The 26,346-nt window shown below is 48.3% G+C and carries 25 protein-coding genes; 15 read left to right on the forward strand and 10 right to left on the reverse strand.

Annotation, left to right across the window (positions count from 1 at the left end; translation table 11 throughout):
• Nucleotides 1–91: 91 nt before the first annotated feature.
• Both ABEQ74_RS22375 and ABEQ74_RS22380 read right to left on the reverse strand, forming a co-directional pair.
• The gene (locus ABEQ74_RS22375) at nucleotides 92–2,008 is read right to left on the reverse strand and encodes an ATP-binding protein (protein ID WP_430124363.1); all 1,917 of its coding nucleotides are present in this window, start codon (nucleotides 2,006–2,008) and stop codon (nucleotides 92–94) included.
• A 195-nt stretch (nucleotides 2,009–2,203) separates the two neighbouring features.
• Nucleotides 2,204–3,655: a SulP family inorganic anion transporter gene (locus tag ABEQ74_RS22380; RefSeq protein ID WP_430124364.1), complete on the reverse strand. Its 1,452-nt coding sequence runs from the start codon at nucleotides 3,653–3,655 to the stop codon at nucleotides 2,204–2,206.
• Nucleotides 3,656–3,994: 339 nt separating this feature from the next.
• Between ABEQ74_RS22380 and ABEQ74_RS22385 the strand changes: the two genes are divergently transcribed.
• From ABEQ74_RS22385 to ABEQ74_RS22395, 3 genes are all read left to right on the forward strand, one after another.
• Nucleotides 3,995–4,582 (forward strand): hypothetical protein, encoded by a 588-nt coding sequence (locus ABEQ74_RS22385; RefSeq protein ID WP_430124365.1) that lies wholly within the window; start codon nucleotides 3,995–3,997, stop codon nucleotides 4,580–4,582.
• 424 nt (nucleotides 4,583–5,006) lie between these two features.
• Nucleotides 5,007–5,396, forward strand: a complete 390-nt coding sequence (locus tag ABEQ74_RS22390) for a hypothetical protein (RefSeq protein WP_430124366.1) — start codon at nucleotides 5,007–5,009, stop codon at nucleotides 5,394–5,396.
• Nucleotides 5,397–5,634: 238 nt separating this feature from the next.
• Nucleotides 5,635–6,279 (forward strand): peptidylprolyl isomerase, encoded by a 645-nt coding sequence (locus ABEQ74_RS22395; protein ID WP_430124368.1) that lies wholly within the window; start codon nucleotides 5,635–5,637, stop codon nucleotides 6,277–6,279.
• A 104-nt stretch (nucleotides 6,280–6,383) separates the two neighbouring features.
• Here ABEQ74_RS22395 and ABEQ74_RS22400 read toward each other — a convergent pair whose 3' ends face one another.
• Nucleotides 6,384–8,516 (reverse strand): class I SAM-dependent methyltransferase, encoded by a 2,133-nt coding sequence (locus ABEQ74_RS22400; RefSeq protein ID WP_430124369.1) that lies wholly within the window; start codon nucleotides 8,514–8,516, stop codon nucleotides 6,384–6,386.
• A 166-nt stretch (nucleotides 8,517–8,682) separates the two neighbouring features.
• On the opposite strand from ABEQ74_RS22400, the gene ABEQ74_RS22405 reads away from it, so the two are divergent.
• The 3 genes from ABEQ74_RS22405 to ABEQ74_RS22415 all read left to right on the forward strand — a co-directional run bounded on the left by ABEQ74_RS22405 (nucleotide 8,683) and on the right by ABEQ74_RS22415 (nucleotide 11,800).
• Nucleotides 8,683–9,402 carry a 3-ketoacyl-ACP reductase gene (locus ABEQ74_RS22405; protein WP_430124370.1) on the forward strand — a complete coding sequence of 240 codons (720 nt, stop codon included), beginning with the start codon at nucleotides 8,683–8,685 and terminating at the stop codon, nucleotides 9,400–9,402.
• A gap of 260 nt (nucleotides 9,403–9,662) precedes the next feature.
• Nucleotides 9,663–10,586, forward strand: coding sequence for an AEC family transporter (locus tag ABEQ74_RS22410; RefSeq protein WP_430124371.1), 924 nt, complete (start codon nucleotides 9,663–9,665; stop codon nucleotides 10,584–10,586).
• A 32-nt stretch (nucleotides 10,587–10,618) separates the two neighbouring features.
• Complete coding sequence (locus tag ABEQ74_RS22415; protein WP_430124372.1) at nucleotides 10,619–11,800, forward strand: MalY/PatB family protein; 1,182 nt, start codon at nucleotides 10,619–10,621, stop codon at nucleotides 11,798–11,800.
• 131 nt (nucleotides 11,801–11,931) lie between these two features.
• Here the strand turns inward: ABEQ74_RS22415 and ABEQ74_RS22420 are convergent, their stop codons facing one another.
• Nucleotides 11,932–12,459, reverse strand: a complete 528-nt coding sequence (locus tag ABEQ74_RS22420; protein ID WP_430124373.1) for a hypothetical protein — start codon at nucleotides 12,457–12,459, stop codon at nucleotides 11,932–11,934.
• 188 nt (nucleotides 12,460–12,647) lie between these two features.
• On the opposite strand from ABEQ74_RS22420, the gene ABEQ74_RS22425 reads away from it, so the two are divergent.
• From ABEQ74_RS22425 to ABEQ74_RS22440, 4 genes are all read left to right on the forward strand, one after another.
• Nucleotides 12,648–13,211: a M15 family metallopeptidase gene (locus tag ABEQ74_RS22425; RefSeq protein ID WP_430124375.1), complete on the forward strand. Its 564-nt coding sequence runs from the start codon at nucleotides 12,648–12,650 to the stop codon at nucleotides 13,209–13,211.
• 238 nt (nucleotides 13,212–13,449) lie between these two features.
• Nucleotides 13,450–13,836, forward strand: coding sequence for a GntR family transcriptional regulator (locus ABEQ74_RS22430; RefSeq protein WP_430124376.1), 387 nt, complete (start codon nucleotides 13,450–13,452; stop codon nucleotides 13,834–13,836).
• Nucleotides 13,826–14,704 (forward strand): ATP-binding cassette domain-containing protein, encoded by an 879-nt coding sequence (locus tag ABEQ74_RS22435; protein WP_430124378.1) that lies wholly within the window; start codon nucleotides 13,826–13,828, stop codon nucleotides 14,702–14,704. Before ABEQ74_RS22430 ends, ABEQ74_RS22435 begins: the two co-directional genes overlap by 11 nt.
• Nucleotides 14,701–15,429, forward strand: a complete 729-nt coding sequence (locus tag ABEQ74_RS22440) for a Tat pathway signal protein (protein ID WP_430124379.1) — start codon at nucleotides 14,701–14,703, stop codon at nucleotides 15,427–15,429. The genes ABEQ74_RS22435 and ABEQ74_RS22440 overlap by 4 nt, the downstream gene beginning before the upstream one ends.
• Before the next feature lie 128 nt (nucleotides 15,430–15,557).
• On the opposite strand, the gene ABEQ74_RS22445 is transcribed toward ABEQ74_RS22440, so the two are convergent.
• Nucleotides 15,558–16,157, reverse strand: a complete 600-nt coding sequence (locus ABEQ74_RS22445; protein ID WP_430124380.1) for a TetR/AcrR family transcriptional regulator — start codon at nucleotides 16,155–16,157, stop codon at nucleotides 15,558–15,560.
• 180 nt (nucleotides 16,158–16,337) lie between these two features.
• Here ABEQ74_RS22445 and ABEQ74_RS22450 point away from each other — a divergent pair, with 180 nt between their 5' ends.
• Nucleotides 16,338–17,039, forward strand: coding sequence for a futalosine hydrolase (locus tag ABEQ74_RS22450; protein ID WP_430124381.1), 702 nt, complete (start codon nucleotides 16,338–16,340; stop codon nucleotides 17,037–17,039).
• Entirely contained in the window at nucleotides 17,036–17,890 is an 855-nt protein-coding gene (locus tag ABEQ74_RS22455) for a 1,4-dihydroxy-6-naphthoate synthase (RefSeq protein ID WP_430124382.1), read from the forward strand. The genes ABEQ74_RS22450 and ABEQ74_RS22455 overlap by 4 nt, the downstream gene beginning before the upstream one ends.
• A gap of 160 nt (nucleotides 17,891–18,050) precedes the next feature.
• On the opposite strand, the gene ABEQ74_RS22460 is transcribed toward ABEQ74_RS22455, so the two are convergent.
• Both ABEQ74_RS22460 and ABEQ74_RS22465 read right to left on the reverse strand, forming a co-directional pair.
• Complete coding sequence (locus ABEQ74_RS22460) at nucleotides 18,051–18,566, reverse strand: mismatch-specific DNA-glycosylase (RefSeq protein ID WP_430124383.1); 516 nt, start codon at nucleotides 18,564–18,566, stop codon at nucleotides 18,051–18,053.
• A 44-nt stretch (nucleotides 18,567–18,610) separates the two neighbouring features.
• On the reverse strand, nucleotides 18,611–19,114 hold the full coding sequence (locus ABEQ74_RS22465) for a hypothetical protein (RefSeq protein WP_430124384.1): 504 nt from the start codon (nucleotides 19,112–19,114) through the stop codon (nucleotides 18,611–18,613).
• Between the two features lie 156 nt (nucleotides 19,115–19,270).
• On the opposite strand from ABEQ74_RS22465, the gene ABEQ74_RS22470 reads away from it, so the two are divergent.
• On the forward strand, nucleotides 19,271–19,789 hold the full coding sequence (locus tag ABEQ74_RS22470) for an RNA polymerase sigma factor (RefSeq protein ID WP_430124616.1): 519 nt from the start codon (nucleotides 19,271–19,273) through the stop codon (nucleotides 19,787–19,789).
• Nucleotides 19,786–20,754, forward strand: a complete 969-nt coding sequence (locus tag ABEQ74_RS22475) for a DUF4871 domain-containing protein (protein ID WP_430124386.1) — start codon at nucleotides 19,786–19,788, stop codon at nucleotides 20,752–20,754. The genes ABEQ74_RS22470 and ABEQ74_RS22475 overlap by 4 nt, the downstream gene beginning before the upstream one ends.
• A 109-nt stretch (nucleotides 20,755–20,863) precedes the next feature.
• On the opposite strand, the gene ABEQ74_RS22480 is transcribed toward ABEQ74_RS22475, so the two are convergent.
• On the reverse strand, nucleotides 20,864–21,739 hold the full coding sequence (locus ABEQ74_RS22480) for a DUF6612 family protein (RefSeq protein WP_430124387.1): 876 nt from the start codon (nucleotides 21,737–21,739) through the stop codon (nucleotides 20,864–20,866).
• Between the two features lie 129 nt (nucleotides 21,740–21,868).
• Here ABEQ74_RS22480 and ABEQ74_RS22485 point away from each other — a divergent pair, with 129 nt between their 5' ends.
• Nucleotides 21,869–22,429, forward strand: a complete 561-nt coding sequence (locus ABEQ74_RS22485; protein ID WP_430124388.1) for a DUF1273 domain-containing protein — start codon at nucleotides 21,869–21,871, stop codon at nucleotides 22,427–22,429.
• Nucleotides 22,430–22,444: 15 nt separating this feature from the next.
• Here ABEQ74_RS22485 and ABEQ74_RS22490 read toward each other — a convergent pair whose 3' ends face one another.
• Nucleotides 22,445–25,045 (reverse strand): septation ring formation regulator EzrA, encoded by a 2,601-nt coding sequence (locus ABEQ74_RS22490; RefSeq protein WP_430124389.1) that lies wholly within the window; start codon nucleotides 25,043–25,045, stop codon nucleotides 22,445–22,447.
• A gap of 147 nt (nucleotides 25,046–25,192) precedes the next feature.
• On the reverse strand, nucleotides 25,193–26,311 hold the full coding sequence (ald, locus tag ABEQ74_RS22495; RefSeq protein ID WP_430124390.1) for an alanine dehydrogenase: 1,119 nt from the start codon (nucleotides 26,309–26,311) through the stop codon (nucleotides 25,193–25,195).
• Nucleotides 26,312–26,346 lie beyond the last annotated feature (35 nt).

Genomic DNA, 26,346 nt, shown 5'->3' on the forward strand with positions numbered 1-26,346 from the left:
AACCTTCTACCTTCTAAATTCCGTAAAAATGATAAATTTTCTGATAGCATGCAATCAAGGGAGATGCGGCGGCATCTCCCTTGATGTAGATCTATTCGGATTTCGTTGACATGATAGATGGAAAGCGAATAACCACTTCGGTACCGCTCCCTTTTTTGCTATAAAAGTTAATGTTCCCTTGCATGGCTTCGATAATCCGGAAGGTGACCATGAGGCCAAGGCCCGTCCCTTTGGATTTCTTAGAGAAGTAGGCTTCCCCCAGTCTTTCAAGGTCCTCATTATCCATTCCTATACCATCGTCTTTGATATGAATGATAATTTCTTCATTTCGCGCGTAGGCCCATATCCGCACCAGTCCTTCTCCATCCAGAGCCTCAATGCTATTCTTGACGATATTAATCATCGCTTGCTTTAGTTTCGAAGAGTTACCAATCATGAATAAATCCTGAGTCAGTTCCAGTTCAATTGTGCCCCCGCTAAGATTCGCCAGAGGCTGCAGGATACCTCTAACATGCTTCAGCTCGTCACCCACATTCAATCTGGTCTCATGCTCGATTTCAGGCTTGGCAAAAGTAAGGAAATCGGTGATGATCCCAGAAGCTCGGTCCAGCTCTTTTAGCGCCAGATCAAAATACTCCCTATCCTTATCCTTGGAGTTTTCAGACAATAATTGCATAAACCCGCGTGTCACTTGCAGCGGATTGCGCACCTCATGGGTAACAGATGCGGCCAGCTCACTAATGACCTCCATCTTCTCCGATCGCTGAAGTTCATCATTGAACATCTCAAGCTTTCGGGAATATGTCAGCACTTGCTCATGACTGCGGACAAATTTACGTCCGAGCATTACGATCAGGGACACCATCATCGCAATGAGGCCCCATTTCCACAGAACAAAAACATAATGGCCTCCGCGATAATAAAAGGTAAGCAGATCACCCACCGTCGCGACTGCCATCATACCGAATCCAACAGAGAAAATATAAGCATCCATGTTCCGTTTGGAAGCATACAGAATCGTAATTCCGATCAACAGAAGCAGCTCCAGAATAATCAGGATACCGAGAATCTTGACCGAAACAAAATAATACACCTCGTAAGTAGATTGAGGGGCGAATATATTCACAACAAAGAAGATCAGGCAAATCCCGGAGTAGGCCACTTGAAATCTTCGTAAATAGCGAAGGATACGATATGGCCCCGGCCCATATATTTTCTCGAAATAGTAATACAGCGCTGGTAATACGGCAAAGAGAGAGAGATCAAACAATGACACCCACAATTTTCCCAAATCCCTGTAAAAAGTATACAGGAACGGTGAATACGTGATAAGCAAAGTACCGCTGGCCAAAATAACCACGCTCAAAGACATCCAGCTGGATACCGTATACTTTGGAAGGAATAAGCAGCAGAATAACATAACCACTGCAATGATGAGAAATGAGCAGCCCAATATGAAATCTTTCATATCATTCTTGATGAAGACCCCTTGTAAATGCTCATAGTCACCGAGAATAACCTCGCCTTGGATGCCAGGCATTGTACGATGAGTTCCATTTGTCCATATAAATACGGTTTTCCCGGCATCCTCCGGATGAACAGGGATCAGCAGAGCATGATTCGTATATCCATAATCTCGCTTGGCTTCATATACCGGCTCTTCATCCAAAAATGCCAAAACGTCCTGTCCTTTAACTTGATTAATCATAATGGCTGAATGCTTCCAAGGAAGATCAGGCAAGGTAAAACGATTCCATGCTGAATATACCCCGTCATACTGTGGGGGTCTCTTCTTCTCCTGTGCTCCTGCCAACCATTCTGTTTTCTCCCTATCCCTGACAATCGTCGGGGATATCAAAGCTTCAGGTTGGTCATCCCACATGAACTGCCAATCGGATATCACGGTTTGAACATTCTTCGCATCCGATTTGCCCATTGATATGGTCGATACAAGCAGCAGCGGCACGACCAGCAGAAGCAGAAGTATGTATTTAATCATACCCTTCATCTAGTCAGCACCTCTAACCGTATATAGTCAATTGCAACTCCCATCCCTCTCCATCAGATAATTCGACAAACTTCGTGTTCTTTCACAATCAATATAACATGAAACCTTATGTTGTTTGTTAAATTTTATCACTTCGAGGTAATAGAAAAAGAGATTGGCCTTAACCCTAAGGTTAACCAATCCCTTTTTTCGATTTTATGATGTTGAGCTTGAGAACAAAGCGAGTTGATCCACCATCCGCTGACTCTCGTCATTCAACCCGACCAGCGTAATGTCTTTTCCCGCTTCCCTATACTTGGTGATTACCTTGGAAATTGCATTCATGGCAGATTGGTCCCATACATGAGAGCTGGAAAAATCAATCACGATATGTGCCGGATCCGCAGCTGCGTCAAACAATGACACGAATTTCATCATCGTCCCGAAAAATAAGGGACCTTGGATGACGTAAACCTTGGACCCGTTTGGCTGTATATGCGGCACGGCATGAATTCTTCCTATTTTCCAGCCGAAGTTCAATGCACATAACACGATACCAACCATAACACCGATTGCCAGATTATGAGTCGCAACGACGATGATTACCGTTGCCAACATGACGAGCGCGTCACCTAACGGCACACGGTGAAGCGTGCGAAGCGATCCCCAATCGAATGTGCCAATGGACACCATAAACATAACACCAACAAGAGCAGCCATCGGGATTTGTTTAACGACATCCCCGAGCACAATGATAAGAAACAGCAGGAATACACCGGCTACCAGGGTCGACAACCGGGTCCGACCGCCCGATTTCACATTAATTACGGTCTGTCCAATCATAGCGCATCCAGCCATACCGCCAAAGAATCCAGTGATGATATTAGCCAGGCCTTGACCGCGAATTTCTCGACTTTTATCACTATCAGTCTCGGTCAATTCATCCACTAGCGAAGCCGTCAATAGAGATTCTGTCATTCCAACAACCGCAAGAGCCAGAGAAATCGGCAATATGGTCATTATCATATCCACGCTGATGTTTACATCGGGAATATGAAAGAATGGAAGAGCCTGTGTAATGTTACCCATATCCCCTACCGTCTGAACTGGAGCTTTAAACCATACTGCAATGACGGTCATTACAATGATGGCAACCAGTGCCGATGGAACCGCTTTGGTCACCAGTGGAAATAAGTAAATAATGAGCAGGGTTCCGATTACCATCAAGTACATCGGCCATGATTCCCCTTTGAAATTCGGGAGCTGGGCCATAAAAATAATGATGGCCAGCGAGTTTACGAAGCCAGTTATGACAGGCTGCGGAACAAATGTGATGAAGCGCCCGAATTTGAGCATCCCCATTAACCATTGCAAAATTCCCGTCAGAATCGTTGCCGCAAACAAATATTCAATCCCATGCATAGCAACGAGCGGTCCCATTAAGGATGCCATAGCCCCTGTAGCGGCTGAAATCATTCCCGGACGACCGCCGAAGAATGAAATACTGACCGCAATCACGAAGGAGGCGTATAGCCCCACCATTGGATCGACGCCCGCCATAATGGAGAACGCGATCGCTTCGGGAATGAGAGCGAACGCTACCGTCAGTCCTGAAAGAATGTCTTTACGTGAGTTGCCAAAGAAGCCTTGTTTAATCCATTGAAACAAAGTTCTGATCACTTCCTGTTCTATTGTTAGTATTGTGACAATCCACTCTCAGAATTGTCCCGGTCCGTTAAGTCACTTTTTCGATTATAGCGGGATCACTACAAAATATCATTGTTGAATATCTCGGATAAAACCTATAAAATCATTTATTTTGACATATTTATCTCATTTATCGTCGATTTTTCTATGACAAAACATTTCATAATATGCAAAAGGACAGGGAAGGATAAACTTGCATGGTTTCTTATAACCTCGGGTATCGGGATTCATTCTTGATTGAGGGGGTAAAATCGAAGTATAGAAAACTTTTTTTGTATTAGAAGAAGGGAGATGAGCGCTATGCGAGACGAAAACAACCGTAATACACTGGCAGATTTGACATATTTGGAGTTCGAAGCCAAGCGAAAACTTGAGGATACAGATCTGATTCCGCAGGATGACCTGAGAGATGTCAATACGTATACTGAGCAAAGCCTTAGCAGTGAGGAGGCTGATCATATCGCATACGACCAAAATGTAGCAGCCCCAGCAGATGCGAAGCCAGAGGACCGTTCGCAGCAAGGCCTATCAGGTGAGGAAGTCGGCATTCATCAGATTGCCGATGATGCAACAGATCGCGAATGGCGGGCTATCGAAGGCGAACCCCCTACTCGTCCGGGAGACGAGATCATTGATGAGTATGCAGGTGAGCCGGATCAACGTGTTGCTGCCGATGCTGCATTAACCGGCAGTGGAACTGCCTTTTTAAATCAGGACATTTTCACAAACTATTCTCCAGTTGAAGATGAATATAAGCCGCTGGAGGATGTTCCGGATGCAGATGTTATTTCAGCGAATAGCCCGGTAGATCCCGCCGCGCCCCCGGCCGATCAAATGCATGGGACTGATCTATTAAACGGCAGTCATGGTGACGAGGAAGAATACTAATCGCCAAAGCCCCGCTTCTATATAGAGAAGCGGGGCTTTCCATTTTCAGTATGTTTGTTCTATTTCCCAAAGAGGATATCCAACCAGCCGAGAATCGACATCCACAGCAGAATCCCGATCAACGTTCCCCATATGAGTGCTGTTAAAACATTCCCTTTTCTTTCCATACCATTTGCCTCCCATACAACCAGCTTTATAGTAAAACAGTATGGGTCAAGCTATCAGCTCTTATACCATCCTAGCCGTCATACCATTCAAATTTTACTAGAAACAGGAAACAGGAAACAGACGAAGGAAATTACCACAATCTGACTAAAGCATCAATTTCACATTTTCCATGGTGTGAATGAGGAATTCTTCTCTTTCACCTAAGTCATACCTTCCAACATACACTACACCATATGAACTGGAAGGATGATGCCTCATGAAAGGATTGCAAATTCCCCGGAATCATGAACTTACACTGCAGCGTCGCTTGTCTTCCTTAATCGGACATCTGGTAGAAATCAATGCGCCGAACACTGGTCTGGAGCCCGGACGATTACAGCGGGTATTCCCGAAGAATTTCATCAAGGTTAATGGAGAACTCTTCGTACCCCAAAGCCTGAATTCGATTCGCGTATTCGATGTCAAGCCACCGGGCAAGACAACAGTGGTAGGTGTGCGAACCACTTTCCTTACCCGCGGTGCCTTCAACCAAATCCGGCTTGTCAGAATCGGGTCCGATTTTATCGAGCTGCTCGCAAAGGACAAGAATCGTTCGCGTATTCTGCTTCCTTTAAACAAAGTCGAGGGTATCTTTCCTGTGAAGTAAAATCACTTACAAGCTCTCTCCTATCCTGCAGCGTCCAGGTCTGTTAACAAGTCTGGACGCCTGTTTCTCTCCTAATCTCTCCGCTCGGGGCTGTCTATCTAGATGCTTCGACGCAAGATGCTTCTGATTCATATATACTCCTGTTAATCGATTTTCAGTACTTGTCCACCTGTGATAAGATAGAATACAGAATAAACAAGCAATAATTGATTAAGCAATAGCACAGGAGGAGTCAATGATGTTGAAGCGTAGAAAACGCTGGATGCCGATCCTGTTTGTCATGATGGGTCTGCTGCTGGTGCTGACAGCATGTGGTCAGAATGACAAAGGAACTGAGGTCAAGGAGAATGTTCCGGATCCGAACGCCAGTCACCCGATTGTCACGATTGAAATGGACAGTGGCAAAACGATTAAGCTGGAGCTTTATCCGGAAGTGGCCCCAAACACAGTCAATAATTTCATCTCCCTGGTGAAAAAAGGGTTCTATGATGGGACAGGCTTTCACCGCGTCATCCCTGGCTTCATGATTCAGGGCGGTGACCCTGATGGAAATGGAACAGGTGGACCCGGGTACGCCATTGCCGGAGAATTTACATCCAACGGTTTTCAGAATGATCTGAAACATACGACAGGCGTATTATCCATGGCACGAGCCCAGGATCCGAATTCCGCTGGTTCCCAATTCTTCATTATGGTTGCGGATGCGCCTTCGCTGGATGGCGAATACGCTTCGTTCGGAAAGGTGATCGAAGGAATGGAGACAGCTGAAGAAATCGTAAATCTGGAGCGGGATCAGATGGATATGCCGCTTGAGATTCCCGTCATGAAGAAAGTGACGGTCGATACGCTTGGCAAGGATTATCCAGAACCCGAGAAGCAATAATTGATGGGACACCATACCCCGGCGGTTTTGCCGGCAAAATAAAAGAGGACCCGTACGCTATATTTGCGTACGGGTCCTCTTTACGTTTCAACTTGCTGCAGTATCTACAAGCAGGCTGGCTTCTCAATAACATATAGGCATGTACTGTCAGGCAGCGGCACCGGCCTGCCTTCGTCGTCCATAAATTCGATGCGCTCAGCCAATGCCTCGGTATATCCCTCCTGCAGAAAGTGCTGCTGCACACGAATGATCGCTTCGGTACCCAGCGTCCTGCGGATGCACTCCACATACTCCGTAGGAGTGAAATAGCCGAACTGCTCCTGAACCTCGTGAACATAAGCTTCAGCACCCCAAGTATAGGTATACAGGAACTCCATCGCATCATTGACAGGCATGCGTACTTCTAGCTCATCCACTTGGTCGTAGGTAATCACTCTGCCTTTGAAATCGGCAGCATACCGCTTTAACCACTCTGGTCCGTCCGACTCCAAAAAGCGGATTCTTCTCCAAATGTCCCTCGGCTCAGTCATAATCCCATCCCGGATAATGATGCGGCCGCCAGGTGCGAGCACCTCGTAGGCGCTGGCTAATGCAGCCTCGATGGTCGCCGTATTGAAACGGGAACCCTCCCTCTCAATATAGGAATATAATTCGTGCAAGATGGAAGAAAAGATAACCGTATCCACGCTGCCCGGCTTAACATAATCCTTGAGTTTAAGCGCGTCTCCTTTCATTACCGTCCATTCCTTTTGCTCCAGTCGCTTGCGTTTCTCCAGCGCTTCGATCACATTCGAGGAGATATCTATCCCCACAGGCCGCACATGTGGCAGGCGTTCCTCAATTAGGTCAAGCAGCACTCCGCCCCCTGGACCGATATCCAGCACTACCGTTCCCGTGATATAATCCAGAATCACTTTCTTATAATCTCCTGTACTGTTCATATCACTTAAATAACTTTCCTCATTATGAAATCGATCGTATGCATCCCGCCGCAAACCGAAGAGGTCGAACAGCAGCAGTACTGCTTTCTCATAGAGGGGAGACTTCTCCGCTTCGATACAGAATTCAATAAGTTTCTCTGCAGCTTGGGAGAACTGGAAGGTAAAGAAAGCCGTATCCGGCAGCTCCGGTTTTCGTTCCAACTTATGGGTTAAATGCGGATTGGCCATTACAGGCCCATAAAGACAAGCTTTCCAATCCAATTGTTGTAAGTACTGCTCAATCATTCTCTTTTTGTATACATTCAGCTTCTTAACACCTTTGTAATCGTAGTACATATCGTTCATCAAGGGTTCAAAGCTTAGGTGACTCACCCGATCTGTAGACATGTAGTCACCCTGTTCCACCGCATCTTTCTGACCTTTTCCCCATCTGTCCGAGTGGAGAGCAAGCAGAAGGACCTTCATGAACTCTTCCAGCGAATAATCCTGTAATGCGGCCTCCACGTACCAGAGCGTTATGTCCAGAAATCCATTCAGGCCATAGTCGAGATCGGCCTCCTTCTGGATTCCTTGTAACACATTATCAAAATCCTCACCGCGTGCAATGGAAGCCGATCGGAGTCGGCGCAGCCGTTCTTCGTTAGTCCATTTACGTGGCACAATTTCAGAAGCAAGACTGCGAATTAGCGACTCTACCTCCTCCTGAACGGAATACCACAGATCTTCTGATACCGCACCGATAATGCAGTGGTTCAAAGAGACCAACAGCCGGATGAGCTCATCCGGACTCAACAGTCCTTCCTCCGTCAATTTCAACAACGGCAGGTTTTCCTCAAAGGCTACTTCCCCTCGAATGTGTTGTCCTACCAGACCATGGGTAAGAATAAGGGTATGCACCATCTTTTCATGAGGTGTCAAATCGCCCTTAGTATCCCGGATATGTCGCTCATATAGCTGGGCAGAGCCAATATTATGCAGGAACATATTGATCTCAGAGTGCTGCCAGCGAAGACGTTCCCGCACAGTCCCACCTTTGGCCGTTTCTGCCCATACCAGCACTTCTTCAAGCAGCTCTTTAATCCAATAGGAAATCGGCAGCGAATCCAGTATTTTCAACGTGCGCTCCACATAGTCCAAGACCGGGTTTGCATCGGCCAATTGCCCAATGGACGAAATCCGTTCCAGATTCACGATTCGTTCCTCGGCCGATACCAGCTTCGTCAGCCAAGGATAGGTTTGAACCACCGTTTCATCCCCTCGGCGAAAGGCAGTGATGGTGTCCAGCGCATTCAGCATAGATAAATCCTCCGCTTCCAGAAAAAATTCTCTTCGGTTTGCAAGTCTCTCAGTCTCGATTATAACAAAATCCTTTCCAAAGGATTGCAGACGTTTGGTGGTTGCCTAAAGAACAGGGTATACTGGTCAACGAAACTCTATTTGAAATATGAAGGAGCGGATCGATATGAGTCTAGCCAATAAAACAGCCCTTATCACGGGTGCAGGCAAAGGAATTGGACGAGCCCTAGCGATTGCACTTGCTAAGGAAGGCGTGCATGTGGGTCTCGTTGCCCGTACAGCATCAGACCTGGAGCCGCTCAGCGCTATGATTACTGAGCAGTACGGCGTGAAGGCCGTCGCGGCTATTGCTGACGTTTCCGTACAAAGCGAAGCGGAGGCAGCATATGCTGCAGTGAACATGGAGCTGGGCTCCGTGGACATTCTCATTAATAACGCTGGAATTGCACAGTTCGGCAATCTGTTGGAGATGGAGCCGGAGGCATGGAAACGCATTGTCGACGTGAACCTAATGGGGACTTACCATATGCTTCGTGCCGCTCTGCCTGGCATGATTGCGCAGAATAAGGGAGATATCATTAACATTTCTTCTACGGCCGGTGAACGTGGTTTCGCTACAGGCTCGGCCTATAACGCATCCAAGTTTGCGGTTATGGGACTGACCGAAGCCGTGCTGCAGGAGGTGCGCAAGCACAACATCCGCGTGACTGCGCTGACCCCAAGCACGGTGAATACAGATCTCGCGGTTAACGCAGGCCTGAAGATCGGGGACGAAGACCGGATGATGCAGCCGGAAGACGTAGCTGAGCTTGTGCTGGCTGCTCTGAAGCTGCCGCAGCGCGTATTTGTCAAATCCGCCGGGATTTGGACAACCAATCCACAATAAAGATGCATCGATTAGATGCTGCCTAGCTACAACACATGTTCAGATCGGGGATATTCCTGGCCATCGGCCAAGGGATATCCTTTTTTATGCTTGAAACGCGAATGCGTGGTCCGGAACGAAGTCCAGCCAAAGAAACCTTATTCTTTTTCCATTCAGAATCAAGTGTCAACAATCCCTCGTCATGTTATAATGACATGGCGTCATATACGAGCGAAAGTCTGCTCCTTAAGCTACACTCTTGGAAAGAAGATGACAACAGCATGATCGCCGACATTATACTTGAAGTGGTGCTTCCTATCTTTGTTCTGATCGGCTTTGGCATCATAATGCAATATGCCTTTAAGCTCGATCTGTATACGCTTGCCAAAATCAATTTTTATTACATCACTCCCGCAGCCGTATTTATGAGTATGTACGAGTCCAGCATGTCACCGCAGCTGCTCGGCATGGTAGCCCTGTTCTATGCTCTCTATATCGGCGTCCTCTACTTGATCAGCACATTAGTTGCCAAACAGCGCAAATTCAACCGGGGGATGAAAGCCGCCTTTACGAACAGCCTTCTGCTCGATAATTCAGGAAACTACGGTCTGCCGATTAATGACCTGGCATTTAAGGGTGACCCGATGGCCGGCTCGGTACAAGCGCTCATCATGTCCTTTCAGAGCCTCCTTACGTTCACGTACGGAGTTATTTCTATTCAGGGGGCCAAGACACAAGGGCTGTATAAGCAGGCGATCATCGGCTTTTTGAAAATGCCGGTTCCCTACGCCCTTGTTATGGGCATTGTGCTGCATGCCCTATCCTTGCCGCTACCCGTCTTTATCTCGCAGCCCTTGACGTATGCGGACCAGTCCATGGTCGCGATTGCTCTCTTGACGCTCGGTGCACAGATTATCAAATATCCGCTTAATCTGCGCCGGCTCGATGTATACCTCAGCGTCCTGCTGCGACTTTTAGTTGCGCCAGTCATCGGCATTGTGATTGTCCTGCTGCTCGGATTAAAGGGCATTCCAGCTCAGGCACTCATCATTGCCTCAGGAATGCCGGTTGGAGTAAATTCATCGATTTTGGCGGAAGAATATCAGAATGAGCCAGACTTTGCTGCACAAACAGTGCTGATATCAACTATACTCAACGTGATTACGATCACCGGCCTCATCACATTAGCCAAATTTATAGCCTAGCGCTAACACCATTCATCTAGGAGGATTTACATATGAATTTTGATCTTGCGATTGACCGAAACCGTACAGCTTGCTTGAAGTGGGATAATGCCCCCACCGTCTTCGGCGTTACCGATGCACTGCCCATGTGGGTTGCGGATATGGATTTTGCCGCACCATCAGCTGTTGTAGAGGCACTCCAGAAACGGGTGGAGCATGGCGTATTCGGATATACCTTTCCGACCGAATCGTACCGGGAAGCCATTTGCGATTGGATGCAGAAACGTCACAGCTGGACGATCCAACAGGACTGGATTCAATTCTGCCCTGGTGTGGTCCCTGCGCTCCACCTCATCGTGGATGCATTCACCCAGCCCGGAGACCAGATCGTCATTCAAACGCCGGTCTATCCGCCGTTCTATAGCGTCGTTCAGGAACATGGCCGGGAATTAGTGCCTAACCCGCTTCTGTTAAGCGAAGATGGGGACTACTCCATGGATTTTGAAGATCTAGAGAAGAGCTTCTCTACTGGTAACGTTAAAATGATCATTCTGTGCAGTCCTCATAACCCGGTGGGACGGGTATGGAGCAAGGCAGAATTGACTCGTCTGGCCTCCCTCTGCAAGGAGTACGATGTGCTCGTTGTATCCGATGAAATTCATGCAGATCTTGTGTTTGAATTCGGCGCGCATACGCCATTCGCAGCTCTATCCGAGGATGCCGCTGAGCGTTCCATCATCTGTACTGCACCGAGCAAGACGTTTAACATCGCCGGCTTGAACACGGCGAACATGATCATTCCAAATGCACAGCTTCGAAGCAAATTCCGTAAAATACTAAACCGCTATTCTCTCGGCTCGATTACCCCGATAGGAGCTGCTGCTACCGAAGCCGCATACCGTGAAGGCAGTCAATGGCTGGATGAGCTTCTTGTGTATATTCGGGGGAACATGGAACTCGTTTCAAATTATGCTCAGGAACATCTGCCCGAGCTTAAGGTAGTCATTCCGGAAGCCACATACCTGTTATGGATCGATTTCCGCGGAATGGGCTTGTCCCATGAGGAGTTAAACCGCTTCCTGATTCAACAAGCGAAGCTTGGATTAAACAGCGGCTCCGCCTTTGGCAAAGAAGGTGAAGGCTTTATGCGTATGAACCTGGCCTGCACGCGTGCAACCGTTCAAGAGGCATTGTCACGCCTGCACAAAGCGATTAAGGATTGGCGGAAAGCTTAAAATGACATAAAAGGAGCCGCGCTATATGCGCAGCTCCTTTTTATTGCTTCTAACACTTGTGAGCAGCTTTCCTTACCGTCGTGAACCTAAATCTAATGTCCTGTCCCCCTCTCGTTTCATTTCAGGAACACTTACATCATGGTTCCGCTGTCGTCTGTATCTGAAGTTATTCCTTCAGTCGTTACAGCTCCATTTAAGCCATTCTCCATCACCTGTCCCCTTTCCATCTGATACCCTGCATCTAGCATGGAGCCAGCCAGCTGACGAAGCTGCTGATTGACTTGATCCATCTGCTTAAACAGTTGACGATGTTGATAAGCTTGCGCATATTCATTCTGCTGTACAGTCTCGTCCAGCTGTTCGAACACCATTTTGTTCTCGCCCAGCACCTCACGGTACTGCTCGGCCACAGCGGTACGGATATCCTCCACCGCGTCCATCATCCCATGCAGCACCATCCTGCAATTTACAAGCTCCTGACGATCGGCGGACGAAGTTTCAGGCGTAACTGCAGCCTGTGCATTCTCAAGCTGAGCCTGGAGCTGACCAAGCTCATTCACTATCATTCCAAACTCCTCCATGCTCCCATTTTGCCCTGCTATGGTCAATTGGCTTGATAGCTGGTTTAGTCTAATTGACATATTTTGAATATGGCTCATCACGATTCCTCTTTCCTAGGTAGAATTTCTGATTAGAATGCGATAAACCAAGGTTTGCTATTCATGCCGATACTTGGGACAATACCTTAAGGTATTGGAATCCATCAATCTTAGCCGATATAATAGAGTAAGCTATCAAGGAAAGTGGGTAAACTAAAGAATCCGCATGATCAAACGCAAAAAAAACGATGCTATTCCTCATTGCTGCTTTATTACTCGCCATATTTTATATGCAGCTGCAAACGGCTATACCAGGATTAATCAACGATCTCGATTTGGATCTGGATCATAAAGAGACACCGGAAGTTACTCAGCTTCACCCGTATGTATTACAGCAAAAGAATGAACTCATCCGTCTCGCTAAGAAAAAAGGGATTACTATCATCATAACGGACGGGTTCCGAAGTAACGAGGAGCAGACACGAATCTATAATCAGGGCCGCAGCACCAAAGGTAATATCGTGACGAATGCAAAAGCCGGAGAATCCCTGCACAACTACGGACTTGCCATTGATTTTGCACTAAGACTGAAGGATGGCAGCGTCATCTGGGACATGGAATACGACGGGAACGGAAACGGTAAAGCGGACTGGATGGAAGTAGTAGAGGTCGCCAAAGAATTAGGCTTCCAGTGGGGAGGAGATTGGGACAACTTTCCGGATTATCCGCATCTTCAAATTGATTTCGGGCTGTCAATTCGGGAATTGAAACGGGGAAAGCTTCCTCCTGTGGACGTTGTAGAAGCAAAGTAAAATGTTCTTATGAACGAAGAAATTTGTTTGAATCGGGATGTCCATCCTGATGTACGCATATCATATATAGTTTAAGGCCGGCCAGAAGCGTTCTGGGCGGCCCTTTTTGTGTTGTTGTTCACGGAGGATTTGTGACATCCCACCAAATGCTTGACATCCCATTCACATTTTGGTTATATAGTCATATATATAAGCATATAACCTTTACAGAACAATGATGGCAAGGCGGTGATTCGTATTGAGCGGTACCGTGCATCCAGATAATAGACCTCTATTCATCCAGATCAAGGAGAAGATCGAGGATCAAATTGTGAATGATCAACTGCTAGAAGGTGAACAGGTTCCTTCTACGACACAGCTCTCCCAATTTTACAAAATCAATCACATCACGGTGTTAAAGGGCATTAATCTGCTGGTTGATGCCGGACTTATTTACAAAAAGCGAGGTGTCGGCATGTTTGTAGCAGACGGAGCCAAGGAAATGCTGCTTCGGACCCGAAAGAGTGCATTCGCAGAACATTATGTGGTGCCCATGGTACTGGAAGCGGACAAACTCGGTTTGTCCGTGGATGAGCTATTCCAAATCATAACCCAGTTAAAAGGAAGTGACTCCCATGAATCTTGATGTACAGTTGGATCGCATATCGGTGGCGTACGGCAGCGTTGAAGCCGTTCGCGATGTTAGCCTACATCTTCCGGCTGGCAAAATTTACGGTCTTCTCGGACGCAACGGTGCGGGCAAAACCTCGCTTCTGTCTATCCTGGCTTCATTTCGCGAGCCCACCTCAGGAAAGGTGACAATCGGAGGCGAACAGCCCTTTGAAAATGCCAAAATAATGCAGCATGTCTCCTTCATTTACGATGTCGACTATAAAGACGAGACAGATAAGGTCAAGGCAGCCATTCAATCCACGGCCAGATACCGGCCCCATTTTGATGTAGGTTATGCTCTTGATCTTGCCCGCAAATTCAATTTACCCCTGGACAAACAGCTGAAGCAGCTGTCCAAAGGAATGCAGTCCGCTTACAATGTATGCATCGGTCTCGCGAGCCGATCGCCAATCACCATTCTGGATGAAGCTTATCTCGGCATGGATGCACCGTCACGCGAAATTTTTTACCGGGAACTGCTGGAAGACCAGATACGCCATCCCCGTACCTTCATTCTGTCCACCCATTTGGTATCGGAAATGGATTATTTGTTCGAGGAAGTCATTATCATACACAAAGGCCGCTTCATCCTACAGGACGATTATGAGAGCCTTACGTCGAGAGGTGTATCCATTACTGGCCCAGCGGCCAAGGTAGACGAATTCATCCAGGGCATGAGGGTGCTGAACGTGCAGCAGCTCGGTTCCACCAAAGCCGTCATGGTCTATGGGGAGCTTAGCGAGGCATCTCAATCAGCCGCATTAAAGGCAGGACTTGAGATCGGGCCCATCTCGCTCCAGGACTTGTTTATCCATCTGACGGGGGAGGAATATTCCGCATGAAACAGAAGTCATCGGCCGTAACCAAAGTATCGACGGAATTGTTTCTTAAGCAAGGCAGCTGGGCTCTGGGATTTCTGGCCATTATCATGCTCATCTATGTTGGGCTCGGCATCGGGATCAACATCGGAGTCAATGTTAGGGAAGGAGTGGTTGAGGAGGACTTCTTCACCATCGCTTATCGCTCAACCAAAGGATTTATGCTGGTCATCGGCATCATTTCAGCCTACGGTTTTCTGAGCTATTATGTAAGAAACGGTATTACGCGCAGAGATTTCTTTAATGGCTCCACCTTAGCGGCCCTCTATCTGTCTCTGGCTTTTCCTGTTGTCATGCCTCTGATCCATTGGATTGTCTCGATGTTTGCATCGCAAGATGCGGGAAACACCCGGTTGCTGCAGGAGTTTGACAACAGCTGGCTGCTGACGCTCGCTTCCTACAGCGTCCAAATCTTCATCTATTATCTGATGGGGTGGATGATCGGCTCCGGATTTTATCGGTTTGGCTGGATTCGCGGCTTGGGCTGGATCGCCATAGCCCTTGTGCTGATCGGATTCATGGATGCATTGTGGCAATTCGAGCTGGCTTCCATATGGGAAGAGTGGGTGCCGGTCACGACAGATTTCTCCGTCACGCTGCCGGTTTCGCTGGCAGGCTCCCTGGCCGTTATCCTGATTGCACTGACCCTGATTCGACTGATAACCCGAAGAGTTACGATCAAAATGTAACAGATACACGAAATAAATGGCTGATCATGGGTAGCAACATATCCCATGGTCAGCCATCTCACTATCTAACTCATTTTATGAAAATAAACGGGAGCAACCCATCGGCCTTTCCATCCGACAAAAGGACTTCAAGTTAATCTCTTAGCCGGGAAAATGCTGATACCGTGCATAAATAAACTTACAACGTGACGAGCAAGATCCTCTGCAGACCGCTTGCCGGTCAGAAGCTGCTGAGATGTCAGCCTTTCGATGACACCAACCAAGCTTTCCGCAACAAGATGCATATCGGAATCGCTGTCAAAATAACCGTCGCGCTGCTCTTCCTTCAGATTTTGCTCAATCATGGCGGCCATTTCAGATTTTACAATGACAGAGTCATCTCCAATAAAGAATCCGATTTGCGTCAGATCAGGATCCTTAGCCAGAAACGAGAATAACCCTGTAAGCACACCTAGCAAGCGCCCAGTCACATGATCCTCCTCGATTCCGCCTTCCAATCGGCTTCCCTCGATCATCGTCATAAGCTCAGAACGGAACTTCTCCACCAACTCTTTGAAAATGGCTTCTTTGCTCGCAAAATACAAATAGAATGACGGCTGCGTCAATCCAGCCCGGGAAACGATCGTACTGATCTTCGTTTGATGATATCCTGACTTCGCAAATTCACTGGCAGCGACAATCAGAAGTCTTGCCCGGCTCTCTTGTCCGTTCGCACCCTTCTTCCGCAAAGCTATCCAACCTCCGAATCATTCATGATGTAAAGTTACCGTCCATTATACTCCATTATGGGAAGCAGCTGCTACTTAAAGTCTGGTCTTACATGACGGAAGACTTTACATCGTCCCAAGAACGGTATAACGTAAAAGGATATGATGTTTAGTGTCACTACCAAGAAGGAGATCAATAACATGCAGGAACATTCCCAATCGAGCTCGGTGAAAATACCCGAGTCACATATCCCGACTTCCAAGCGGGTGCTGATTGTCACGGCGGTGGATGCCGAGAAAGATGCCGTACGGCGGGGTCTTTGCGATACTCCCGGGTTTGATGTCATTGCGGGAGGTGTGGGGCCGGCAGCAACGGCTGCTTCGACTGCCCGCCATCTGATCCAAGGCTCTTATGATCTCGTAGTTAGTGCAGGTATTGCCGGCGGATTTGCCGGCCAAGCTGAAATAGGTTCAATTGTTATTGCTAACTCGATCATCGCAGCCGATCTTGGATCTGAGACCGAGGCCGGATTCAGCAGTGTAGAGGAACTCGGCTTCGGAAACGCTCGGTTTTCTGTAGATATCGCTACTGCCCGCAAACTTGCAGCAGCCATAAAGGATGCTGGTTCAGACGTAACCATGGGACCTGTGTTGACGGTTTCCACCACGACCGGAACAGCGGATACAGCTCAGCGCCTCCTTCACCGGGTGCCGGATGCCGCCGCCGAGGCTATGGAAGGATTCGGCGTAGCAACTGCGGCCGCTGCAGCCAGCCTGCCCGTGCTAGAGATCCGTACCATATCCAATCAGGTTGGTCCGCGGGATCGCAGCGCTTGGAAGATCAAAGAAGCGCTGCAGGCGCTTGAGACAGCAAGTTCATTACTACCGGAGGTGCTACGATGAGAATTGCTTTTTCACCTTGTCCCAACGACACATTTGTTTTTCACGCCTTGGTTCACGGCCTTATTCCCGGTGCTCCCAAGCTGGATGTATCCTACGCGGATATCGACTTCACCAATCATTGGGCGGCCGAAGACCGGGAGCATGATATTTTAAAAATATCCTATGCTGCGCTGCCCTGGGTTTTGGATGAATATGCCCTCTTGCCTTGCGGGGGAGCACTAGGCCGCGGTTGCGGCCCGCTCGTTCTGACAGCGGACAAGCTGACGGACGGAAAAGCCGCCGATAGTCCGGCTGCATTGTCCGGCCGGCGGGTAGCCGTGCCGAGCGAGCGCTCCACGGCCTATCTGCTATTCCGTCTATGGGCCGCACAGAACGTTCCGGACGGCTTGGGCGAAATCCTTGTCATGCCGTTTGAGCAGATAATGCCTGCTGTACGCGATGGCGCTATAGATGCCGGGCTTGTCATTCACGAAGCTCGCTTTACCTATCCATCCTATGGATTAAAGCTGATGACCGACCTTGGCAGCTGGTGGGAATCCGATACGAATCTGCCGATTCCGCTGGGAGCTATTGTAGCCCGTCGGTCACTGGATCTGGCTAGTATCTCGAACTGGATCCGTTCCTCCGTCGAATATGCCTGGAAGCATCCCGAGGAATCCAGGGACTATGTCCTTTCGCATGCTCAGGAAATGGACCCGGATGTGGCCGATGCCCATATTAACCTGTACGTCAATCAGTTCACAGCGGAGCTGGGCGAAGACGGATATGCCGCGATTTCGGCCCTGCTGAACCGCGCAGCCGATGAAGGGCTTGTGCCGCGGATCGATCCCGAGCTGTTGAAGCGCCCCTAACAGCACCTATCCATAAGAAAGACATTACAAACACTGTTCTCAGCAAATGTTCTTTCACTTCCAGACAGTAGAACGCCAAGGGCTCCGGTCAACCGGTCTCTTGGCGTTCTGCTGTTCTTTTCGTTTGTAAGTCTTTCGGACACTGCACGATGACACCTGGTCAAAGCCCATCCTTCGATATAAAATCATACAGTTGCCGGTATATACCGATAATCTCATCCATCGGCATTCTCACCAGTCCACTGGACGATGGAGCTACAAACTCATGCACGCCGTCAATCACGGAGTCCGGCTGAAGACCCCACTCCGCCTTGGCTTTACCACTAAACTCGGTATAGACGCCCTTGCCGACAAAACAGGCAACCTCGGGTCTGTACTTCGCCAGCTTCTCCCGCAGTGCCTCTCTTCCAAGCCTGTACTCTTCGCGGGTAATGTCTTCGGCACCTCTCGTTGGCCTGGCCACGATATTGGTAAACCCATACCCCAGTTTAAGCAATTCTCCATCCTCTGCGGCTTCATATAAGCGTGGAGTCAAACCGGATTTATGGAGTATCCTCCAAAAGTTGTTGCGCGGGTTCGCATAATGATGCCCGACCTCCCCTGAACGCAGACTCGGGTTGAATCCGATGAATACAAGAGTCAATCCATAATCCAGATGATCGCTGACTTCGTCCATTCTGATTCCTCCTCTCATCATCCAAGGCTTGGTTTCTCTTGCTCTTAATGTGAGCTTGATGCAGCAGCATTATTGTTGCGTTTACGTATCTGGTGAATGCCCATCACGACGGCTACAAGCTCCCAGTCACCGAGAACATCGCTCTCAATCTGCAGCTGATAGGCTCCAGATTGCAGCCAGCCGCTAATCCGGGAAAAATGGGCGACGACCCTTCCGGCATGATCCGTTATTTCATATTCATTAGAAAAAGCAGGCGAAGTGATCTCATACACGCCCCGTTGTCCTGCATCATACTCAAATTTTTTCGTAAAGAAACTCATCCGCATACGCAGCAGGCCCAATTCTTCCCCATGGCCGCCTGTGATATTCCACTTGTTCGAGAAAAAGCGAAACGAGCCACTGCATACCAGATCTCTGGAAGCGTTATAAACGTCCAGAGAGGAGCCGAAAGCACTCTTCAAATCCAGACTCCCTATTATACCGCCATCTCTATCCATAATCTCTGTTATACCCGCGCTAAAAAAGTTATCCTTAAAATAAATAGACATATATCTTCTCCCCTTCCTCGTTATTCCTGCAAACCTGTTACTCATTACAACGATTGGCAGGTAAAATTGTTTCAACTATTTGCGGGAAAGCCGGGAACCGAATCATGATTCGATTGTCTAATATTCGAGGTGATGCTAGTGGAGTACCTTAAATCTATGGTGGCGGTGAATGATGCAAACACGCTGCTCTGCGATTGGATGGAGTCCTACGGCCAGGACGTGTGGAACTACGCATTCTTCTTAACGAAACGAAAAGAAGCCGCTGATGATATCAGCCAGGATGTGTTCATGAAAGCATTGAAGCACTGGAATGATTTTCAGGGCCGGAGCTCCGTCAAAACATGGTTGTTAACCATTACCCGCAACCTGTCCCTGAACTATCTCAAATCTTCTTTTGTGACAAGAGTGTCACTAATCGGCTGGATCACCTCCAAGCAGACGAAACCTTCCGCCGAAAACGAGTTTATGGATGCAGCCGCCGTCTCGCAGATCTGGAAATTCGTCATGGAATTGCCGCCCAAATACCGGGAAGTGCTGATCCTGGAATCCCATTACCAGCTGTCCCGAAAAGAAATGGCGCAATTGCTCGGCATATCTGAAGGTACGATCAAATCCAGACTGCACCGGGCCCGGGCCCGGATGGAACAGTTGCTGAAAGGAGAGGATGCAGAATGAAGACCGAATACGATCCGCAGCCGGATTGGCTACAGGAACTCGCTTCTCCTCCATTCAACGAGCCGATGTTCACCGAGAAGATGAAATCCGATGTATTGGAGAACTCCGCTAACAGCTTCAAATTCCGTAAAAGACGAAGAACTCCAATGCGTCTATTGAGTTTGACAACAGGTATATTGGCACTTCTTATAATAGTTGCGGTATGGGAATGGCGCGAATCCCCAGCGCTTCAACAGGTAATCCAGATCAAAGGCTGGGGAAATGCTGCCGATTGGACTCCTCACAACGTATACGCGGAGAATGGCACAGATAAACTTCAGGCGCTCCAGGGTGGTGATTATGCAGCGGGGTCTCCGGCTGGTGCCCGGTGGAATTTGTTTACCCCAATTCAAGAGCTTGAGGGTAAAACGATCCGTATCTCAGCTGTTCATCGGGATACGGGGACAACCCTTGAGGAGCTCGCCGAGACAGTAATCACCTCGGATATGGCTTACGATGACTTCACTCGGGTGCATTCCCGCTTCGCCCTGCCCCTCTCCGGTTTATGGCGATTCGAAGTGATGGTTGGTCAGGAGAAGTACGGTGATATCGTGATCGATGTACCTGACAGCAGCTGGGAGCCGAGTCCGAGCTTCGTTTCCGGTAATTATGCCATGATCGGCGTAGAAGGACGTTTGGGCTTTATTCATCCAGGTCTTGTCGCCGGTCAGCCAAACAAGTATATGTGGCATTTTTGGGGGCGTGACGAGGAATTGACGGGGGATCTTGACATCACTGCCGTGAAAAAAGACACTACCGAAATTATTGAGGTCTTTCGTTCCAAGTTGAGACCCGGCAAGCATAATGGAGCCGATGCCACACTGCCGACAACGATGTCGCTTCCTTCACCGGGGTTATGGCGTATCATGACCAGCATCGACGGTCAACTGTTTGGCAGTGTCATTGTTGAAGTGGATGCCCCGTAACAACCATTCGAATGAGCGTTCCATCTGCTGAACCGAAAAACTTATTCTATGAAAAGAGGCTGCCCCGGTCTGCAGAACATCTACAGAAACGGGGCAGCCCTTATTCATCCTACTGATTAGCGTTCAAAGCTTCCTTCGGTACTTCGATCTTGTCAATCTCGTTATGTTTGGAATAAGAACTCTTCATCTTCATGTCCAAGGTAACCTTCTGACCTTCAGCATCCATCACCATGGTCATGTCCAAATCGGTTGTGGAAGGCAAGTAAGTATCCTTCTGTACGCCGTAAACGATATGGATATTCTTAAGCTCCATTTGATCCATCATGGCTTCCATCTGTGGATCATTCGCTTGATTCATCATAGACTTGGCAAGCTCCTTCAGACTATCACCGGATACATCTGCCGTCAGGACATAGATATCTCCCTCTTCTGCAACTGTGAAGTCCTTGGCGATGGATTTGAACTGTTCAACCTGCTGCTCAGGACTTGCACTGTCCATATCCAGGCTATCCCGGATCTCCTGCTCCGACTCCTGTGGAATCTGCATCCATTGATCATCCATCTGCATGTATATGCCATCTTCCGTAATATACTGCTTCATCGCAACTTTACCATCCGGAGAGTCCATTACAAAATCCTGCATCATCTCTACCGGGTCAAGCGTAAGTTGAGAATCAAGCTCGATATTTACATTTTGTTCCTGCTTCTCTTCGCCCTCAACCACAATATGCTGCTTTATATCGCCTTTCATCGCAAAGCTTTTCAAATTTTGGGAAGCTTCAGCCGATTTCTGAAGAAGCTCTTCCGCAGTCGGGAGTGCACCCTCTTTCGGTGCTTCAGCTGGCGGTGTTTCTTCTGTTGTAGTTGTCCCCTGCTCCGTTGGCGGTGGTGTTGCAGCATCGCCGGCTGCTTTGTCGTCCTTCCCGCATGCTGCCATGCTCATAATCAAAATTGCCCCTAGTAGTACCGCTGTCCATTTCTTCAATTCTAGTAGCCTCCTAAAATATGTATTCCGCATTACTTAACCCATTCTATACGATTCGTAACAAAGTTTGATCTAATTTTCTTAAAAAGGTACACTAGACCTAATTCTCTTTCAGGGAGGCGTAATCGTTTGGAGAACATTCTAGTTACCGGATATCGAGCCCATGAGCTCGGAATCTACAATAGTAAACACCCAGGCATTCCTTATATACGACAAGCGATTACCAACCGTTTGATCCCCCTGTTGGAAGAGGGGTTACAGTGGGTTATCACGCCGGGTCAATATGGTGTAGACCTGTGGGCTATTGAAGCTGCTATCAAACTTAAGTCCCATTACACAAATCTGAAATGCTCCATTCTAACGGCCTATCAAAATCCAGAAGATCAATGGAACGAAGATAAGAAAACTTATTTTATGGAGTTAATGAAAGAAGTAGACTTCTACGCTCCCGTCAGCAAAAGCCCTTACCAGGGACCATGGCAATTCACCGCCAGAGACGATTTACTCCTCCGCAAAACCGATGGCATACTGCTCGTGTATGATGAAGACGCCGGAGATGCCAGTCCCCGATTCATTAAGGAACGTGCCCTGAAGAAGCAGGCAGCGGACGGCTACCGCTTCATCAGTATTGGTTCCGAGGATATTCAGGCAGTTGCCGATGAGGAGAACATGTCTCAGGAATATTACTAGACTGGGGAATTGTAGTTACCACTTAGATCCACCCGAAGAATTGTTATTGTCCCAGCTTGATCCGCCGGAGGAATTACCGGAAGAGGATGAATCTCCCCAGCTGGAACCGCCCGAAGAATGCGTGGAACCAGATGAAATCCCCCTACTGGTGGTCGTTGATTGGTTTCTGTTCTGTGCTGCTGCTTTCCGAAGTTCAGCTGCAGCTCTTCTCGCCTCATCAGCTGCTCTTTGGGCCTGCTGGGCTGCCCTGCGCTGCTGCTCCAGTATTTCCTGCCGGCGGATTTCACTTTCAACCCGATTGATATAGTTCTCGATATTTAACAATTCGTGTGAGGCTTCGGCATACATTCCCTGCTCAAACAACTGCTCGACTCTAAGCCGATAGGATTTGTACGTTTTCTTAAACCCTCTACTGGCCTTCCGGGCTACTTGCTTATAACGCTGCTCGACCAGTACAGACATTCGTTCTGCTTCCTCCTTCTGGCGTACGATGTCTTGGACACCGTAGGTGAAATGCTCCGCATCTTGGGTACAGCTCTCCGCTGCATTCTCCAGATAGTCCAGGTCATATAACGGGGATGAAAGTGCCTCACCAACGGTTTGTACATTTCTCCAGAATGAATCCGGCAGCCCTGACAGAAGCGAATGGTTCATGGTGACAACATTATGAATCTGCAAGGTCTTCTGCTGACTGACAAATACTTCCTGGGCAGCTGCCAATTCATGACGTACAGCTTGCAGTCGATCATCCAGGTCTTCAAGCGTTTCCTTCATTTCCCGGACGCGTTGCAGCACGTTGGCCATGGTGATCGTTTCGTTTTCGATGATCATTTGCGCCTCTTCGAACTCTTGCTCCTCGTCACGCGTCAGGCGTTCTGCTTCAGGAAGTTTACTATTCGTCATACGAACCTCTTGGGACTCCTTAGCCAAGGCCTGCTCCCAACTTTGCCAATGACGTGGTACATATTGACTTTTGCAATGATTCAACAGTGATTGCAGCACAGAGGACTCATTATGAAATTGTTGTATGTGCCCATACAAGCGATCCAGATCGCTTCGATTCTTACCTCTCAGCTCCGCTTGCCGCTTGGTCATGCCCAGCGCTTCTTTCAACATAGCGTGTGCACGCTCCGAAGACTTGCGAACTTCCCCCATATTCCCTTGTCGGAGGAAATTCTCGAGACGGTTCATTTGCTCCCGGGCATCATCCAACCGTTCAAAAGGGCGTACCTTTATCCGATACAATTGATGGGTCTCTATGATCTTGACAATCTCAGCACGAACAGCCGCCGACTTGTCTGAAAACTCATGTGCCTGATTTACGTACACAGGTATGTCTTCTATGTCGCTTTTGCTAATGGAGCACTTTTGCTCAGCTGCCTTTAATACCTCCTGCGCTTCCAGCGGGTCAAACAGCTGAAGCTCGATGGCACGCTGAATATCTTGTTCCAATCCTTCAAGCTTTTGGTACAAAATCGGGAAGAGATATCCTGTTTCGGCTGCTTCCCGATCAAGCATTTCCTTAAGCATATTGTAGTCCGCATGCAGTTCTGTCGTTCTGCCTTTTGCCGTTTTATCAGCATGCTCAATGACAGTAATCCGGTTATCTTCGGCCTTGATTCCACTCTCCAGCCGATCGGCGATTTGTGAAAACCGAAGGATTGCTTCATCCATCGAAGAATAGCGAAGTATAAAAATCCGGGTCTCTTGAAGCTTGGTTTTACTCTCTGCGACAGCCACCATCAGTTCGGACAACCGATCCGTGATTTCCTGAACAGCTCTCCCTGTCTTGCCTTGAGCGATCCCCTGATAAGTGCCGATCTTTTCAAGACTGGCATTGCATTCAACCAGCAATTTGGCGAGCCGTTCCGATATCAAGGACAGCTTGCGCTTCTTAATGAATCCCCACAAAAATATAAAGATAAGAGCGATTCCTGATCCACCAATACCGATTTCGATCCAAGGGAGCTTCGGAAATTCGATTTTCAATGGAGCGGAGGTATTTACATTGGAGTTAGCCCGCGGTGTTTCATTTTCGGACTTAGTACTCCCTTTGTTCTCAGCTCCAGGCGATGCCGTTTCGGCCTTATTCTCATTTTCCTGCACGACAGCTTCTTCGGCAGGCGGAGCTGCCAATCGATGAACCTGATGGATCATGCTGGCACTTGCTTTCGAGAAATCCCCTTCCTTGGCGTGCGGTATGAAATATGCATCTAGCAAAGCGGTTATAGCTGAACTTCCGGTCCCCGCCCTCTTATTCCTACTCCATTCGTCAATGGTACGCTGCAGCCGTGGATTGTTAAAATTGAATTCAACACTCCGATCTCCCGAAGAGATCAACAGCAGAACATCCTCCGCGCCTAAATTCCAGGCATCGTATGTTGCATTGGCATAATCCGTAGGATTTTGGCCCTCCAAACTCGGAACAGTCAAGATGAAGACACGGAGCTGCTCCCCTTTGGCAATTTTGCTTAAATATTGCTGCTGCGACGAATCAAACAAGCCTGCCGTATCTCTTACTAATCCCTGTTTGGACGGAATACCCGCAGCCAATACTGATGTACCGGTCGCCAGTAACAGAACAAGCATCACAATCAACAATCGTATACGTTTCATTTCAAGCCTTTTCCCCCATTCACTACATACAAAAAAACCTTTCTATATATATCGGAAGATTCGTCCAACATAAAAAGCCATCTTTCAATTATTGATAAATTTGAAAGATGGCTCCTTGTTGCTTCACACTTGTATCTGTTACTTCGTCTATATTTGCAAATAATCGTCAATGTTGGTGTAAGCATATCCATGAGCTACCGCGACCGCTTCATATGTCACTTTGCCGCCGATGACATTAATACCCTTGGCCAGCGCTTGGTCCTGGCGGGCAGCGGATCGAATTCCTTTATTAGCAATTTTCAACCCATAAGGTGCTGTCGCATTGGTCAATGCCATGGTGGAGGTACGGGCTACAGCACCCGGCATATTGGCTACGGCATAGTGAATCACGCCGTGCTTCTCATAGGTCGGATTGTCATGAGTGGTGATCCGATCGATTGTCTCTATCGAGCCTCCTTGATCAATCGCCACATCCACGATAACCGATCCCGGGCTCATCGTCTTTACCATCTCTTCTGTAACGAGACGCGGCGCCCGCGCACCAGGGATTAATACCGCGCCGACGACCAGGTCGGCAGCTTTGACCGTTTCCGCTATATGATACGGATCGGACATAATGGTATGAACCCGACCCTGAAACAAGTCATCCAGTTGACGCAGCCGGCCGGGATTAATGTCGAGAATACTGACGTCCGCTCCGAGACCCAAAGCAACTCTTGCCGCATTAGTGCCGACGATGCCGCCGCCAATTACAGCAACCTTGCCCGGGGCGACTCCCGGAACTCCGCTTAGCAGTACACCCTTGCCGCCATGTGCCTTTTCCAAAAAATGAGCCCCGATTTGAATGGACATTCTCCCTGCTACTTCGCTCATCGGTGTTAAGAGCGGCAAGCTTCCATCAGTCAGCTGTATCGTCTCATAGGCAACGGCAGCCACCTTTCGGTCAACCAGTGCTTTGGTCAGCTCAGGTTCAGGGGCCAGATGCAAATAAGTATATAGAATCATATCCTCTTGAAAGCAGTCGTATTCCTCTGGCAAGGGTTCCTTTACCTTTATAACCATTTCGGCTTTCCAAGCCTCTGCAGCCGATGCAACTACCTTGGCTCCAGCCGCGTCGTAATCTCCATCCGTAAAGCCAATTCCCAAACCAGCTCCGGATTCCACAAGTACTTCGTGTCCGGCATTTCTGAAGTTGATCACGGTACCCGGCGTCATACCTACACGATTTTCATTGTTTTTGATTTCTTTAGGCACCCCGATAATCATCCAACAAACCTCCTTTGTGGTCACTTTGCCTTTCT

Source organism: Paenibacillus solani, assembly GCF_050475945.1.
Lineage (GTDB): Bacteria > Bacillota > Bacilli > Paenibacillales > Paenibacillaceae > Paenibacillus_AQ > Paenibacillus_AQ solani_A.